The sequence below is a fragment of the Edaphobacter sp. HDX4 genome (assembly GCF_036877565.1).
GTDB lineage: Bacteria > Acidobacteriota > Terriglobia > Terriglobales > Acidobacteriaceae > Edaphobacter.
Window position 1 is genome coordinate 161990 of the sequence record NZ_JAEDXW010000004.1, and the last position, 17131, is coordinate 179120.

A 17131-nucleotide genomic window follows, 5' to 3' on the forward strand; every position below is an offset into this window, starting at 1 on the left:
GCCTGTACAACAGCCACTTGCATATACCATCTGATCTCTCCTGGTCGACTAGCCGACAGGATAATATCGGACCAATCGTACCTTGCATTCTCAAGCTAATCCTATATAACCGGTTTTAGTCTAATGTAGACCGGTAACCCCAACGTTTCCTCTCGGAGCGATTCCTTGAAAGCCTGGATGCTTGATCCTCCGCCGCGATTGTCTTGCTGCAATAACAGCCTGACCACCTTTCCCGGCTGCGTCCTGATTGGAAATTTGCCGATCGTCCACCTTGGGGCGACTCAGGCAACGTTTGGTCTGGCTTCGCTGTTCGCGACCGTCCTCGCCACGGCGGCGTGGTCTGTGTGGCGCGCCCGTAAGTCTAAAAGGTACGAGGATCCGGAAGATAAACTCTCCAAGTTCGTAGCAGCAGCGGAAGCAAGTCTCGATGCCTGTTCCATCCTCGACTCAGTTCGTGACAGTGACGGTAACATCATCGATTTTCGGATTTATTACGTCAACAGCAATGCGGAAGAGCTGGTCGGTATTCCGCGAGCACAGCTCGTTGGAGCCTATCTCTCTGAAGCTGTGGTGGATATTAGAAGCTCGAAGCGCCTGGATCGATATAGAGAAGTCGTTGAAACCGGCGTACCGATGAAAGAAGAATACCCGGTGCTGTCAACTACCGCCTGGCGCGCCACGTGGGTTCGCTATCAGGCCGTGAAACTCGGAGATGGAGTGGCTGTCACCTGCACGGACATCAGCGACGTCAAAGCGGCACAGGAACGTTATCAGCACCTCGCAGAATTCAACAATTCTATCTTTCAACACGCTCCTTTCGGCATTATCGCCACCGATGTGCAGGGCATGATCACCGCAGTCAACTTCGCGGCAGAGAAACTTACAGGCTACGGACGAGAAGAACTCGTGGGTAGGGTGCCCATAATGCTTCTGCTCGATGAGCGCGAGATCGTGGCAGCAAGCCGAAACTCGATAGCAGGCGATGACGTAGTGGATGCTCCCGGTTTCGAAGTTCTCTCGGCCGGAGCTCGCGACGGGGAGATGCAGGAAAGGGAGTGGACGCTGATCAAGCGCGATCGAAGCCGCACTCCGATCACCCTCGCGATGCGGGCTGTCACCTCCTCCGATGCCGGGGAGATCAGCGGGTTTGTCGGTATCGCCGTCGACATCACGGAACGTAGACAGATGCTGGAGTACGTTACCCATCTGGCCACTCATGACCAGCTTACGGGTCTGGTCGGACGAGCACTCCTCCGGGACAGGACGGTAGAGGCCGTAGAGCGAGCCCGTCGCTACGGAACCAGGGTTGCCGTCTTCGTCATCGATCTCGATCAGTTCAAAAGGATCAATGATTCGCTGGGCCACACCTCGGGAGACCAGATTCTCATAGAGACGGCAGAGAGGCTTCGGCGCTGCGTCCGAAGCAGCGATGTTGTCGCTCGGGTCGGCGGTGATGAATTTGTAGTCGTAATGCCTGACATCACGACCATAGCCGACGTAGAGCAGTGCGCAGCAAATCTGATCGAACGAATGTCTCCAGAGATCCAGGTTGATGAGCAGCTGGTAAACGTCACGGTGAGCGTGGGCATCTGCATCTATCCCGACGTCGCAGCGGATGCGAAGCATCTTTTGAAACGTGCGGATTCCGCGATGTACGCCGCTAAAGAGAGCGGACGAAACCAGTACCAGATCTTCAGTGAAGACATGCTGAAGGAGACTGCCGACCGGCTCTCGATGGAGCATGCGCTTCGCCACGCCCTTAACAATGGCGAACTGAGTCTGCATTACCAGCCGCAGATCTCGCTGACGACTGGCCTCATCAATGGTGTTGAGGCTCTACTGCGCTGGAATCATCCCAAGCTAGGAAATGTGCCTCCCACACAGTTCATTCCCCTCGCCGAGGAGACGGGCCTTATCGTCTCGATCGGAGAGTGGGTCTTTATGACTGCCTGCAGCGAGGGAAAGGCTTTGCAGGATGAGATGGGGTCCGACCTGACGATCTCCGTCAATCTATCGCCACGTCAGTTCCAGCAGCGAAATCTGGTGCAGGTCATCGAGCTCGCCTTGGAGGTCAGCGGCCTAACACCCAAGTGTTTAGAGATAGAGATTACGGAAAATATTCTGATGGTTAACACCCCCGGCAATCTGGAGAAGCTTCAACAACTCCGGGAGCTTGGGGTTCGCATCTCCATCGATGACTTCGGCACAGGATTCTGCAGCTTCTCCTATCTCCTGGATTATCAGGTGGACCGTCTGAAGATCGATCGCAGCTTCATCAAACAGGCCGGTACCGACCCGAATGCAGCAGCAGTGGTCCGAACTATTATCGCGATGTCTCACGGTCTGGCGATTCGCGTCGTCGCAGAAGGCGTCGAGAGCGAAGAACAGCTCCGGTTCCTGATGCGGCGCCGCTGCGACGAGGCACAGGGAAACTATCTGGGCTTCCCTGTATCCGCGAAAGAGTTCGTGGCTTCTCTTCAGGGATACAGCGGCATCGGAGTCCTGCAAAACATCTAATCCGGTGCTTGCATGACCTGAACTCTGGATAATCCGGGTTGTGCCTAAACTGTCTGGCGCCGTCGAAAGAAGTGATAGATCGCCAGCAAAATGATAGCTCCCACCAGAGACATGATGAACCCCGCCGATTGGCCCTCCTGGTAATGCCCGACAAGTCTGCCCAGGTAAGTTCCAATGAATGAACCGGCAATCCCGATGATCATGGTTACCAGGATGCCACCGGGATCTTTCCCCGGCATGATCAACTTCGCAAGTGCACCGACGACCAGACCTATGATCGCGGTCCAAAGCAGACTGAACATAGAAGCTCCTCAAATGCTTGAACTCTCTCGGGTTTCCCCGAGGCACAGCGCTGTGCGGATAAGCATACTCCACGGCTGCGAAAGACTGAACTCCTTTTCGCCGGAAAAATCAATCCGACTAGCTGGACTGGCCCTCGCAAAATTGTGTGTCTTAGAGTTCTCCGAGACTCTGAAGGCGCTCTAGGCGCCCGGATACTTTGTTGCTTTTCTCTCTACCGATTCCCTGCATCCCGCACCTGCGCCTAGTAAGCACGAAGTCTGTTCAAAGGAATTCGGACCTGGAAACAGGTCGCTCCGGGCTTTGAGTCCACGGCAACGGAACCACCATGTTTGCTGACAATTCGTTGCACCGTATCGAGGCCCAGCCCCATCGCGGTGCCAATGGGCTTTGTCGTGAAGAACGGCTCAAAGATGCGTGACTGGATCGCCTCGTCGATTCCAGGACCGTCATCCCGAACCTCGATCATCGCCATCTGAGCGCTTATTCGGATGGAGACGGTCAACGTTCCCCTGTCGTGCATAACATCCAGTGCATTTTCGATCAGTGCGGACCACACTTGGTTCAGTTCGCTTCCATAGGCACTGACCGGTGGCAGGTTCGGTTCGAACTCAAGAGAGATCCTTACGTTCGCAGTGCGGGAGCGGAACATTGCCAGAGTGTTTTCAATAGAAGACGGCAAGTCGACGTCCTGGATCGGAGCCTGGTCCATGAAGGAATAGCCGCGGATGGCGCTGATCAGCTCGAAGATGCGTCCACTCGAATCGACCACCGTGTCGGCCATTCGTTCCACCCGCAGGGCGCTGGCAAAGGTCGCGAGTGAAGGAGAAAGTGTCTCATGGCTTAGAGCAGTTGCAAGCGAGTCAAGCATAGAGGTCGGGATTCGCGCCTCGGCCAGTATCGGAGCGATGGTCCAGGGCGATGTGACCTGATGCCTGTCCAGCCACGATGAGATCTCGTCTTCGTAGTCGCTTGCTTCGAGAGGACTTTTTGGAAGCGGCGAAAATCCGGTGGAAGCCCGTACATGGTCACGTGCCTGTCTAACCCACTGGTTGTAGCGCTCCAGTTCGTGGTCTGACGGAAACAGGCGTCCAAGGCGGTACTTGGCTTCATCAGCCTCACGCAATTCGGTAGAAAGGCTGACGGCGGAGCGCTGGGCCGCAGAGGCAGGGTTGTTCAATTCGTGTGAAAGATTCGCTGCGAGCTTGCCAAGAGCCAGTAACTTCTCTGCCTGCTCGTCCATTCGGGTGAAATCTCTTACCCGATCGAGAAGAAGAGAAACGCAAAGCTTTGCCATCGACGGAATAGCATGCAGCATCTCGTCGAAGAGATCTTCATGGATATCCAGAACCCACACAGGCCCTATGCTTCTTCCGTCGGCGCCCCACGTCTTCATCCGCGAGAAAGGAAGTTTGCCTGTCAGCCTGGACGTCCTGCCTACAAAGCGCGCGACAGGGGCAGACTTGCGCCGCTGCGCCATCACCTCTCCGCGCAGGATGATGTTCATATGGTGTGACGGTTCGTCTTCGCGAAAGATCAATGCACCATCGGGACCAACTCGTTCGGTTGCGTGCGCGGCAATCCACTCATAGTCCTCAGGCCCTAGTCCATTGAGAACCGCAATTGTGCGCAGTGCTGCAATGACCTCGCTCTTCCGCGTCGGTTCAGCGGGAGCTGTAGCGACCTGATCGCTTCCTGATGAGACAGGGGCAAACTCAAGACTGGTTGGGGCGGACATCTTGGCCTCCTGTTTTTGCGCTCGGTTCTGCTCCTGATTAAAGCAGAGAAATGCATCCGGCGTGCAATTGAGCATGCGACCGCGACCGACACTCACCGCCTGCTTCCACAAGGAACAATGCTGAGGTTCTAAACTGCGCGACCTGCCAGCCTTCTCCCTGATGTCTCCGCAAATAAGTTCTCAGCTGTGTTCTCAACGCGAACCGGAGCCTTCAACTCTTCTCTTTCCTGCCACAAACGTATCCCCCCATCTATGGCATTGCTGTTGGCTCCGAGAGTGACATGAGCAGGAAGATCTTTCATGAGCTTCGCATTTCCTCCCCCCAGCAGCACGTACTCGCAGATCAGCGCGTTCTTAAGTCGTTCGATAACGTCGAGAACGGATTTGCGCCATCGCTTTTTGCCACGATAATCCAGCCCGGCTTTGCCTAAATAATCCTCATAGGTGCGACCTTTGCGATAGGGAAGATGTGCCAGCTCCAACGGCACTACGACTCCGTCAAACACCATCGCCGAACCAAGACCGGTACCGATTCCAAGAAACAGCATTCGTCCGCCCTGATATCCACCCAGTGCCTGCATTGCGGCGTCGTTGATGAATCTGATCGGCTTTTTGAAAGCCTTCTGATAAGGGAAGTCTATCCATCCCGCGGCTAAATTGTGAGGCTCCGCAAGCGGATGGTCGTGCGCCACTGGCCCCGGGTATCCGATCGAGATGCAGTCGTACTCCCAACCGCTCGTTCCCAGGTTCACCTGCTCTGCCATCTTTTCTGCAGTCATCAAGGGCCCTGAAGGGATCTTGAGCGGAATTCTCTGAGTCGTTGACGCGACCTTTACATTAGTGCCGCCGATGTCGATGACAAGAACATTCTTCATGAGGAAAAGAATACAAGCCCTCTCTGATTTGAAGCAGATAAGCGACTGAATCGCATTCTTTCCCCATACAACAGAGACCTGAGCCACTTGCCAGAAATCGCCGTCTCCTACGCTGTAGGAGTTACCGTAAATATCGTATTTTCAATAGCATAATCTGCGCAGAAATAATTCTGTTGACAATCATGCTTGTCTAAATTAAAAATGGTGCTGGGCACCCTTAGACATTAGGAGACAAATATGCGTAAGGCACTTCTGGCCACCCTCATCCTGTCCCCCGTCCTGCTTCACGCTCAGGCAAGTTCGCCTGCTCAACCCCAGCTTGCGCTAGCGGCCCGCCCTGCCTCCCCGGCGGCACTAGGTGCAGTTGGCGATCGCGGTACTGCTGTCACCAAGCCACTCCGTATCTCCACGGGAGTTGTTGCTCCTAAGCTTGTTCACTCCATCAGCGTCAATTCCGACGCTACTCGTCCCTGGACCGATGTTGCTTCTAACCGAACTGTCACCGTTGGCATGATCATCGACGAAACCGGCAAGCCCACCGCTCTCAAGATCGTCAAGTCCGCAGGCCCTATCGTTGATCGCAACGTTCTCGAAGCTGTAAGCCAATACCGCTTCAGCCCCGGCACCGTAAGCAATCAGCCGGTTGCATTCCCCTTCAACCTCGAGATCAAGTTGGTTTCCGCTCGGTAATCAACTTTGGACAATTGCGAATGAAAGGCGGACTCACCAGAGTCCGCCGTCTTTATGCCTTCCACCGCATCTCCCAGTAAGAGATACAAAGGCTGAAAACTCAGACGCTGAACTCTCTTGGCTGAACCCACTTGATTGCTATACCTATCGCAATTTCCTGTCGCGAGAATGCCATATGGCCAACTTCAACAAGGCGTCTTGAGCAGCAAAACAAACGGCAGAGCCGAAGCTCTGCCGTTTTCTATGCGCCGCTAAGCGCGATTACCTGAACGGCCAGTTTATTCGGCGGCCATCTCTTCCTGTTCGCCTTCCATGCGCATCGCCTCGAGCTCGCGCTCTTCGGCATCGTGCGCCTCCTGGACCTCGGCCTGTACCTGAGCCGCTACCTCTTCCAGCTCTGGGGAGAGCTGAACATTGCGGTAGTACTCCATACCCGTTCCGGCGGGGATCAGACGTCCTACAATCACGTTCTCCTTCAGGCCGCGCAGTGTATCCACTGCACCGTTGATAGAGGCCTCAGTAAGAACGCGTGTCGTCTCCTGGAAGCTTGCAGCCGAGATGAAGCTGTCGGTTGAAAGCGACGCCTTCGTGATACCAAGCAACAGACTGCGCCCGATGGCCGGCTTGCCGCCACTCATGAGGACACGCTGATTCTCCTCGTTGAAGCGGAACCGATCCGTCTGCTGGTCGACGAGGAAGTTGGTATCGCCTACATCCTCGATCTTGACCCAGCGCAGCATCTGCCGAACGATTGTCTCGATGTGCTTGTCAGAGATCGCCACACCCTGCAGACGGTAGACCTCCTGGATTTCGTTCACCAGGTACTGCTGCAATGCGCGCTCGCCGAGCACTTCAAGAATGTCGTGCGGGTTACGAGGACCGTCGATGAGTGCGTCTCCTGCGCGGAGGCGTTCACCTTCCTGCACGTTGACGTAAACACCACGCGGAACCGAGTACTCCTCTTCCTGCCCGTTGTCGGCTGTGACGTACACTTTGCGCTGTCCCTTGGAGACATCGCCGAAGCGAACGACACCGTCGATCTTCGAGATGATCGCGGGGTCACGCGGCTTACGCGCCTCAAACAACTCGACGACCCTCGGAAGACCACCCGTGATGTCTTTGGTACGGGTTGTCTCGCGCGGGATCTTCGCCAGAATGTCTCCCGGGAAGAGCTCGTCGCCATCGGTCACCATCAGGTGAGCACGGCTGGGCATCAGATAACGCTTGTTGCCCTGCGCGGACTTGATGATGATCGTCGGTTGGCGCTTCTCGTCGGGTGAGTCGGCGACGACCAGACGCGAGAGGCCGGTGACCTCGTCGATCTCATCGTGCAGCGTCACACCCTCCTGCAGGTCCTTGAACTGAACCGTGCCGGCGATCTCCGTCAGGATCGAGAAGGTGTACGGATCCCACTCGCCGAGGCGGTCGCCAAGTGCCACAATGGCACCCTCTTCCACTTTCAGCTTGGCGCCGTAGACGATCGCATAGCGCTCCTTCTCTCGTCCCTTCTCGTCGATGATCGCGATAGAGCCATTACGGTTCATCGCAACCAGATCGCCTGACTTCGAGCGAACCGTGACGAGGTTAATGAAGCGAACGGCTCCAGCGTTCTTCGCCTCAATGTGAGAGGTATCGGAGACTCGCGATGCCGTACCGCCGATGTGGAAGGTACGCATGGTGAGCTGGGTTCCCGGCTCGCCGATCGACTGCGCCGCGATCACACCTACGGCTTCGCCCATCTCAACCATCTTGCCGGAGCCGAGGTTACGGCCATAGCAAAGGATGCAGGCGCCGCGCTTGGACTCGCAGGTCAGCACCGAGCGGATCTTAACGCGCTCGATACCGGCGGCCTGGATTGCGCTGGCAAGGTCCTCATCGATCTCCTGGTTGATATCGACAATTGTCTTGCCTTCGTAATCCTTCAGCTTTTCGAGCGAGACACGACCGATGATGCGATCACGCAACGGCTCGATAGTCTCGCCAGCCTCGATGATCGGAGTGACATAGATGCCTTCGACTGTTCCGCAATCGTTCTGCGAGATGATGACATCCTGTGCCACGTCGACCAGGCGACGGGTTAGGTAACCCGAGTCGGCAGTCTTCAGAGCGGTATCCGCAAGGCCCTTACGAGCGCCGTGCGTCGAGATGAAGTACTGCAGAACGGTCAGACCCTCGCGGAAGTTTGCGGTGATCGGTGTTTCGATGATCTCGCCCGAGGGCTTCGCCATCAGACCACGCATACCCGAGAGCTGACGAATCTGCTGCTTCGAACCACGGGCACCGGAGTCAGCCATGATGTAGATCGGATTCATGGCTCCTTCCTTATCCGCGCGCTTCATGTTGTTGAACATCTCATCGGCCACCTTTTCGGTGACTGCCGACCACATCTGGATGACCTTGTTGTTACGCTCACCGTTAGTGATCGCACCATCAAGGTACTGCTGCTGGACGTTGATGACCTGCTTTTCAGCCTCGGAGACAACGACGTACTTCGACTCCGGGATGACCATGTCATCGAGACCTACAGATAGACCGGAGCGCGTCGCATAACGGAAGCCGAGGTCCTTGATGCGGTCCAGTGTCTTCACCGTGACCTCAAGGCCAAGGTTCAGGTAGCAGTAGTTCACCAGCTGGCCGATTCCCTTCTTCTTCAGCAGGCCGTTGATATACGGAATGCCTTCGGGAAGTGCATCGTTCAGAATGGCACGGCCAACCGTAGTGCTGACGTACTGTTTGTTGAAATCAACCGGCTCGGTGTGCAGGATATCCTGATCGTCGTACGCGGTGGTCATATCGAGAACCTGGCCGGTGTAACGCAGACGGATAGGCGTTAGCGTCTCGACCTCCTTGGCTTCGAGCGCCATCAGGACCTCTTCGACATTGGCAAAGACGCGTCCTTCACCCTTCGCATTGACCTTGGACTTGGTGAGGTAGTACAGACCAAGCACCAGATCCTGCGTAGGCACCGTGATAGGTTGACCGCTCGCCGGCGACAGAATGTTATGAGAGGCAAGCATCAGAACGCTGGCCTCAATCTGAGCCTCAGGCGAAAGCGGGATGTGCACGGCCATCTGGTCGCCGTCGAAGTCCGCATTGAAGGCGGTGCAGACCAGCGGGTGAATCTTGATGGCCTTACCTTCCACAAGCACGGGCTCAAACGCCTGGATACCCAAACGGTGCAGGGTTGGAGCGCGATTCAGCAGAACCGGGTGATCCTTGATGACTTCTTCGAGGATGTCCCAGACGATCGGCTCCTGCAGCTCAACCATCTCCTTAGCCTGCTTGATGGTCGTGCAGTGCCCCGTCTGCTCCAGACGATGATAGATAAACGGCTTGAAGAGCTCGAGCGCCATCTTCTTGGGAAGACCACACTGGTGTAGCTTCAGCTCCGGACCGACGACGATCACCGAACGGCCCGAGTAGTCCACGCGTTTGCCGAGCAGGTTCTGACGGAAACGGCCCTGCTTGCCCTTGAGCGTGTCGGAGAGCGACTTCAGCGGTCGATTGTTCGCACCGCGAAGCACGCGTCCACGGCGGCCGTTATCGAACAGGGCGTCGACAGCCTCCTGCAGCATGCGCTTTTCGTTACGCACGATGACCTCAGGCGCATGAAGGTCCATGAGCTTCTTGAGGCGGTTGTTACGGTTGATCACGCGACGATACAGATCATTCAGATCCGAGGTCGCGAAACGGCCGCCATCCAGCGGCACGAGGGGACGAAGCTCAGGTGGAATGACTGGAATCACGTCAAGGATCATCCACTCCGGCTTGTTGTCGGATTTGCGGAAGGCCTCAACAATCTTCAAACGCTTGGAGTACTTGAGCTTCTTCTGAAGCGAAGCCTCCTGCTTCATGCGCTCGCGTAGCTCTGTAGCAAGCTCCGTGACATCAACGCGCTTCAGCAGCTCTTTGATCGCCTCTGCGCCCATCATGGCCTTGAAGCCGGTGGGGCGATACTGCTGGTCAAGCTCGCGGAAGCGATTCTCGTCCTTGATGACCTCGCGCTCCTTTACCGGAGCGTCGCCTGGATCAACGACAACGTAGCTCTCGAAGTACAGGACAGCCTCAAGCTCACGCAGCGAGATATCCAGCAGGTGGCCGATGCGCGAGGGCAGGCCCTTGAAGAACCACACGTGAGAGCAAGGCGAAGCCAGCTCAATGTGACCCAGGCGCTCACGGCGAACCTTGGAGAGCGTGACTTCGACGCCGCACTTATCGCAGATCACTCCGCGATGCTTCATGCGCTTGTACTTCCCGCACAGGCACTCCCAGTCCGTGATAGGACCAAAGATGCGGGCGCAGAACAGGCCGTCGCGTTCCGGCTTGAATGTGCGGTAGTTGATGGTTTCCGGCTTGGTTACTTCGCCGTGTGACCAGCTGCGGATCTTCTCGGGGCTGGCGAGCTGAATCTTGATCGCGTCGAAATCAGCGATGGGTCCGGTCAGTTCGAAGGGGCTGGAGCGGAACATATTTGGCGTCTCCGTTGCAGCGTCACGCTGCGGTTACTCAATGTCTCTGCGATAGTTCTCGGCGTATCGCTTAGCCGCGGTTCTGGTACTGGTGCTCGATTTCAATTGTCATGCCGCCCGATCTGGGTGAGCGGCTCCTCCGAGAGAGGCAATGTGCCGCCTCTCCCGGAGTCCCCTTGATTCGGTTAATCCGCCGCAGCGATCGTCGGCAGCGGCTGTTTCTTCTGATCGGCCTGCTTGACCAATTCAACATCGAGGCAGAGCGACTGGAGCTCGCGGATGAGCACGTTGAACGACTCTGGCACGCCGGGCTCGATTGCTGCCTCGCCCTTGACGATTGCCTCGTAGATCTTCGTACGTCCGTACACGTCGTCCGACTTCGCCGTGAGCAACTCCTGCAGGATGTAGGCTGCGCCATATGCTTCGAGGGCCCAGACCTCCATCTCACCGAAGCGCTGTCCGCCGAACTGTGCCTTACCACCGAGCGGCTGCTGGGTGATGAGGGAGTACGGTCCGATCGAGCGTGCGTGGATCTTGTCATCGACAAGGTGAGAAAGCTTCAGCATGTAGATGTAGCCGACCGTAGCGGGTTGCTCGAACTCATCACCCGTCATGCCGTCATGCAGAAGACTCTTACCCGAACTCGGAAGACCTGCCGAAGCCAGCAAAGCCTTGATCTCCGTCTCACGTGCACCGTCGAAGACTGCCGTGCCGAACCAGATACCGCGCTTCATACCTGCAGCGACGCGCAGCGTCTGCTCGTCGTCAAGCGTGAGCAGCTGGTTGAGAGCAGCCGTGCCGGCAAAGCGCGCCTTGAAGAGCTCGCGAACTTCGTTGGCAGACTCCATCTTCTCTGCAGCCTCAGCGACCTGCCTGCCAAGCTCGTGAGCGGCCCATCCAAGATGCGTCTCCAGGATCTGACCGACGTTCATACGCGAAGGCACGCCCAGCGGGTTCAGGACGATCTCGACCGGCGTTCCATCCGGGAGGTAAGGCATATCCTCCTCAGGCAGAATCCGGGCGATAACACCCTTATTACCGTGACGACCGGCCATCTTGTCGCCGACCGACAGCTTGCGCTTCATGGCGATGTAGACCTTGACCATCTTGATGACGCCAGGAGCGAGTTCGTCGCCCTTGCCCATCTTGGTGATCTTTTCGTTGGTGATCTTGCGCAGCACGTCGATCTGACGCGAGGTCATCTCCTCGATCTCATCGATCTGCTCGTTGACGCGCGGATCCTTGTCGGCGTAGCGAATACGCTTCAGGTTACGTGTCGAGATCAGCTCGATCGTGTCGCGGTTCAGAATCTCGCCCTTCGAGAGCAGCTTCTTGTTGGTACGCTCGTCGTGCAGGTCGGCAAGAACCTCCTTGCCTCCCAGAATCGCCTCAAGACGCTTCAGACGCTCGTCGGTCAGAATGCGGATCTCGTCGGCCAGGTTGCGCTCGAGCTTTTCAATCTGCTCCTGCTCGATCTGCTTGGCACGTTCGTCCTTCTCCTGTCCCTTGCGGGAGAAGATGCGGACGTCGACAACCGTTCCCTCAATTCCTGGGGGGCAGGTCAGCGAAGCGTCGCGAACGTCACCGGCCTTTTCACCGAAGATGGCGCGCAGCAGCTTCTCTTCCGGCGTCAGCTGGGTCTCACCCTTCGGAGTGACCTTGCCGACGAGGATGTCGTTGTGCGAGATCTTCGCTCCGATGCGGATAATGCCCGACTCGTCAAGATCACGCAGAGCGTGCTCGCTGACATTCGGAATATCGCGCGTAATCTCTTCCGGTCCGAGCTTGGTGTCGCGTGCCTCAATCTCAAACTCTTCAATGTGGATCGAGGTGTAGTAGTCGTCGCGAACCAGCTTCTCCGAGATCAGGATCGCGTCCTCGAAGTTGTAACCGCGCCACGGCATGAAGGCCACAAGCACGTTACGTCCAAGGCCAAGCTCGCCCTGCTCCGTGCACGGACCATCGGCGATTACCTGTCCCTTCAGAACACGATCGCCCTTTCGGACCACCGGCTTCTGGTTGATGCAGGTGTTCTGGTTCGAGCGCTTGAACTTGGTCAGCTGATAGATGTCCGATCCAACCTCACGCGACAGCTGCGTCGGATGGTGCTCGCCTTCCACGCGGATGATGATCCGCTCAGAGTCGACCGAGTCCACGATACCGTTGCGCTTGGCAAGAATCACGGCACCCGAGTCGCGAGCAGTCACGCCCTCCATACCGGTTCCGACAAAAGGAGCCTCGGAGACCAGGAGAGGTACCGACTGACGCTGCATGTTCGCACCCATCAGAGCGCGGTTCGCGTCGTCATGCTCGAGGAACGGAACCAGCGAGGCAGCTACTGAGACCAGCTGCTTCGGCGAGACGTCGACGTAGTCCACCTCTGCCTTGTTGACGAGCACGAAGTTACCCTGACGACGCGCATCGACGATATCCTGAACGATATTGAGATGATCGTCAAGCTCGATATTCGCCTGCGCGATGGTGTGGCGATCCTCTTCCCAGGCCGAGAGATAGAAGCTGAATGGAACCAGGTCCATCGTGCGCTTCTTGTCCTTCTTCAGCTGGTCGTTGAGCTTCTTCGCCTCGTTGATCTCGAGGTAATCGCCCTGACGCAGACCGCTCTCACCAGCGTTGGAGACAGCCACGTAGTCGAGTACCTTACCGTCCTTGACACGGCGATACGGTGACTCGATAAAGCCGTACTCGTTGATCCGGGCAAAGCAGCTCAGCGAGGAGATCAGACCGATGTTTGGACCTTCCGGCGTCTCGATCGGGCAGATGCGGCCGTAGTGAGTCGGGTGCACGTCGCGCACTTCGAAACCAGCACGTTCGCGTGACAGACCGCCCGGCCCGAGGGCCGACAGGCGGCGCTTGTGCGTGATCTCAGACAGTGGGTTGGTCTGGTCCATGAACTGCGACAACTGCGAGCTTCCGAAGAACTCGCGAATCGCCGCCATCACCGGCTTGGCGTTGATCAGGTCGTGCGGCATCGCCGTCGACATCTCCTGATAGACGCTCATCTTTTCCTTGATGGCGCGCTCCATGCGAACAAGGCCGATCCGGAACTGGTTCTCCATCAACTCGCCTACCGCGCGCACGCGTCGGTTGCCGAGATGATCGATGTCGTCCACAACGCCGATGTTCTTACGCAGCTTCAGCAGGTACTTGATCGTGCCGTAGAAGTCCTCAGGGGTCAGGGTGCGATGGTCGAGCCCAGTGGCCTCTGCATTCTCGTAGAGCTTGATGTTGAACTTCAGGCGGCCCACGCGCGAGAAGTCATACTTCCGCGGATCGAAGAACATGCCTTCGAAGAGCGCGGTCGCCGTATCCAGGGTCGGCGGGTCACCCGGACGCAGCTTGCGGTAGATCTCGATCAGAGCCTCTTCCGGCTTGCGTACCGAGTCGCGGCGAAGCGTGTTGGTGATGATGTTGCCCACGTCATCGCGCTCCGGGAAGAAGATCTCCAGCGAGGTCACACCCGACTGTTGGATCTTGTGCAGCTTATCGGCAGTCAGCTCCTGGTTGGCCTCGTACAGCAGCTCGCCCGTCGTCAGATCGACAACGTCAGCTGCGGTCATTGCTCCGTCAAACTCGGAGGTCTCAACCTCGACCTCTTCCACGTTGTGCGAACGCAGGCTCTTCAGTGAGTGCGCCGAGACCTTTCGGGTTGCGGGAGCAATCTCTTCGCCCTTCACCGTGATAGCACCGGCAGGACGCGTACCCTGCAGGTTGGTCGGCCTTCCCTCAGCAGCTACCTTCCAGGCCAGCTTGCCTTCTCTCACGTTGATCGTATCTACGGTGTAGAAGGTCTTGAGAATCTCTTCGTCGGTACGCAGACCAAGCGCACGCAGGAAGATCGTTCCAAGGAACTTGCGCTTGCGGTCGATGCGGACATACAGGGTGTTCTTCTGGTCGTACTCGAACTCGACCCAGCTGCCGCGGTACGGAATGATCTTGCCGAGGAAGTAGGTACGGTTGTTCGCCGTCTCGAAGAAGACGCCAGGCGAACGGTGCAGCTGCGATACGATGACGCGCTCGGTTCCGTTGACAATGAAGGTGCCGTTGGCCGACATAAGAGGAATATCGCCAAAAAAGACCTCCTGCTCCTTCATGTCGCGCAGGGTCTTGACGCCAGTCTCAGGATCCTTGTCGTAGATCTTCAGCCGGATCGTGACCTTCAGGGGCGCAGAGTACGTCATGCCGCGCTCTTCGCACTCCGCCTGGTCGTACTTCAGCTGCAGACCGACAGGGTCGCCGCACTTGGTGCAGAAGTCGGGGGTGTTCTTGTTATAGGTTCCGCAGAAGTTACAGAGAACATCGCCCGGGTGGAACGGGTCCGTGATGACCATGTGGCCACAGTTGACGCAGGCCGTGCGCAGATGATTCAGCCCCTTCAGGTAGCCGCACTTGCACTCCCAGTTGCCGATCGAATAATCAACAAACTCCAGCTCACTCACATTGCGGAAGTCCGTAATCGGAAAGACCGAGGTAAAGACCGACTGAAGGCCATTGTCCTCACGCTCCTGCGGAAGCTTGTCCATCTGCAGAAAGCGCTCGTAGCTTCTACGCTGCACTTCGATGAGGTTGGGAATTTCAATTGCGGTTGGAATCTTTGAAAAATCTAGACGGCTGCGGATCGCGCGCATTTCGCTGGACATGCTCTCTCCTGAATACGTACCTTCGAGGGCCTTCGGTCGATGTGCCTTCCAATCATCTTCACGAAGGGGAGAATCCCGGCCCTGACTCTCCTGGTTGGCTCTGCGTTGCGCCCTGAGTTCATCGGGTTTCACCGTCCTCGATTACGGTCAACCCGTGCGCAAAATATCTCGCCGCCACTCCCTGGACGGCGCCCTGCAAGAATTTTGGAACTTCAAAAACTTTTCACAGCACCCAACTCGCTCAATGCAGAATGAATCTGCTATAAGAACGCGTAGCGCGCTAAAGTGGACCCTACTTAGGGCCGAATACTTGAAAACGCGGCAAAGCGCTCGAAAGGACAGCTTGTCCCGCGAGCGCAAAGGTCGACTTGTGCACTATTTCGTTCGTGATGAGATGAATGTCTGCCGCCATTTTGAGGCTCGCCTTGCCCCAAATTCGCTGCTGTATGCCTGAAACCTGTGGCACCATGCGAATCCGCCGCTAGAACGCATGATGGCCGGCCCCTTAGCCTCACAATCACAAGAGGATGGACCGGAGTACTACCCTATAAACCGACTTCTTTAATTATATATTCCGCCGTCGACACAACTGGGCAGAACGAATCTTCTTAATAAAGAATATCTCGTTCCGCCCAGAAGTGCAACTGACAGGGTAACTACTTGATCTCGACGGTAGCAACGCCTTCGAACTTCTTGGCGATTGCAGCCGCATCGTCCTTCGAGATGTTCTCTTTCAAGGGCTTCGGGGCTCCGTCAACCAGATCCTTGGCTTCCTTCAGCCCAAGAGAGGTAACTTCGCGTACAGCCTTGATGGTGTTGATCTTGTTCGCGCCGGCATCCTTCAGGATGACGGTGAACTCGGTCTTCTCTTCAGCCGGAGCAGCCGCTGCCGCGCCGCCGCCTGCTGCCGGAGCTGCTACGGCCGCTGCCGCTGCCGAGACGCCAAGGCGCTCCTCAAGCTTCTTTACCAGTGCCGAAGCCTCGAGCAGGCTAAGGCTAACGATCTGATCTTCCAACTGCTGAATGTCCGCCATTTTTCTCTCCCATTACTACTGAACTTTGTACCGCCGATTACCTCTCCGGAAGCCTGAATCCTCCTCCGGCTGTTCGATCCCGCTTCAGGTTTCCGTAGCGCCCAGACCAGCGCACCCGAAGAAGAAAGAACGAAACTCTCTTGCCAAACTTACCCCTCGACCGGCTCCGTAGATGCCGCCTCGCCTGCCTGGGATGCCGTAGCATTCTCAGGCTGAGCTGCACCCGAAGGCTGCTCGCCGGCGGTGGCTTCTTCTGCATGCGCCTCGGCTACCTCTTCCGCAGGCGCCTCAGCTACAGCGGCCGCAGCAGCGGGGGCCGAACCGGAGAACTTCTCCTTCTCCACGCCCTGATTGATCACCACAGCCAGATCGCGTCCGGTTGCATTGATTACCGTCGCAAGGCGCTGAGCAGGAGCATTGATCAGGAACAGCAGCTTCGAGAACAGCTCTTCCTTGCCCGGCATGTTCGCCAGATCACTGATCTCCTGGATGTTGATAACCTTTCCATCAACGATTCCAAGCTTGAAGGTGAACTCCGAGTTATCTTTCACCCAGGTCGAGAGAGCCTTGGCAAGAGCCACGGGATCTCCGGAGGTGTAAGCGACCGAGTTCACGCCCTTCAGACCCTTCAGCGCCTCTTCGATCTTTGTGCCCTCCGCCGAACGGGCGGCCAGCTTATTCTTCACGACGTGGTAGCTTCCGCCTGCCTCGCGAACCTTCTTACGCAGCTCGAAATCCTTCGACGCCGTCAGCCCGGTAAACGTACCGATGATGGCCGAGGTCGAGGTCTCCAGCTCGCTCGCAAGCTTCTTTACCTTATCCGACTTTTGTGATCTGGACAGTGCCATAA

The 17131-nt window shown here is 56.9% G+C and carries 9 protein-coding genes; 2 read left to right on the forward strand and 7 right to left on the reverse strand.

The window, feature by feature from the left end:
- The first annotated feature begins 165 nt into the window (after positions 1–165).
- Positions 166–2517: a putative bifunctional diguanylate cyclase/phosphodiesterase gene (locus JAO29_RS06235; protein WP_334267328.1), complete on the forward strand. Its 2352-nt coding sequence runs from the start codon at positions 166–168 to the stop codon at positions 2515–2517.
- A 44-nt stretch (positions 2518–2561) separates the two neighbouring features.
- Here the strand turns inward: JAO29_RS06235 and JAO29_RS06240 are convergent, their stop codons facing one another.
- The 3 genes from JAO29_RS06240 to JAO29_RS06250 all read right to left on the reverse strand — a co-directional run bounded on the left by JAO29_RS06240 (position 2562) and on the right by JAO29_RS06250 (position 5430).
- Positions 2562–2819 carry a GlsB/YeaQ/YmgE family stress response membrane protein gene (locus tag JAO29_RS06240; RefSeq protein WP_334267329.1) on the reverse strand — a complete coding sequence of 86 codons (258 nt, stop codon included), beginning with the start codon at positions 2817–2819 and terminating at the stop codon, positions 2562–2564.
- A 242-nt stretch (positions 2820–3061) separates the two neighbouring features.
- Entirely contained in the window at positions 3062–4555 is a 1494-nt protein-coding gene (locus JAO29_RS06245) for a sensor histidine kinase (protein WP_334267330.1), read from the reverse strand.
- Positions 4556–4683: 128 nt separating this feature from the next.
- On the reverse strand, positions 4684–5430 hold the full coding sequence (locus tag JAO29_RS06250; RefSeq protein WP_334267331.1) for an ROK family protein: 747 nt from the start codon (positions 5428–5430) through the stop codon (positions 4684–4686).
- 237 nt (positions 5431–5667) lie between these two features.
- On the opposite strand from JAO29_RS06250, the gene JAO29_RS06255 reads away from it, so the two are divergent.
- Entirely contained in the window at positions 5668–6120 is a 453-nt protein-coding gene (locus JAO29_RS06255) for a TonB family protein (protein WP_334267332.1), read from the forward strand.
- Between the two features lie 278 nt (positions 6121–6398).
- Here JAO29_RS06255 and rpoC read toward each other — a convergent pair whose 3' ends face one another.
- The 4 genes from rpoC to rplJ all read right to left on the reverse strand — a co-directional run bounded on the left by rpoC (position 6399) and on the right by rplJ (position 17129).
- Positions 6399–10589, reverse strand: coding sequence for a DNA-directed RNA polymerase subunit beta' (rpoC, locus tag JAO29_RS06260; protein ID WP_334267333.1), 4191 nt, complete (start codon positions 10587–10589; stop codon positions 6399–6401).
- A gap of 185 nt (positions 10590–10774) precedes the next feature.
- Positions 10775–15247, reverse strand: a complete 4473-nt coding sequence (gene rpoB / locus JAO29_RS06265) for a DNA-directed RNA polymerase subunit beta (protein WP_334267334.1) — start codon at positions 15245–15247, stop codon at positions 10775–10777.
- A gap of 656 nt (positions 15248–15903) precedes the next feature.
- Positions 15904–16281, reverse strand: coding sequence for a 50S ribosomal protein L7/L12 (rplL, locus tag JAO29_RS06270; protein WP_334267335.1), 378 nt, complete (start codon positions 16279–16281; stop codon positions 15904–15906).
- 149 nt (positions 16282–16430) lie between these two features.
- Complete coding sequence (gene rplJ / locus JAO29_RS06275; RefSeq protein WP_334267336.1) at positions 16431–17129, reverse strand: 50S ribosomal protein L10; 699 nt, start codon at positions 17127–17129, stop codon at positions 16431–16433.
- Positions 17130–17131: the final 2 nt, after the last annotated feature.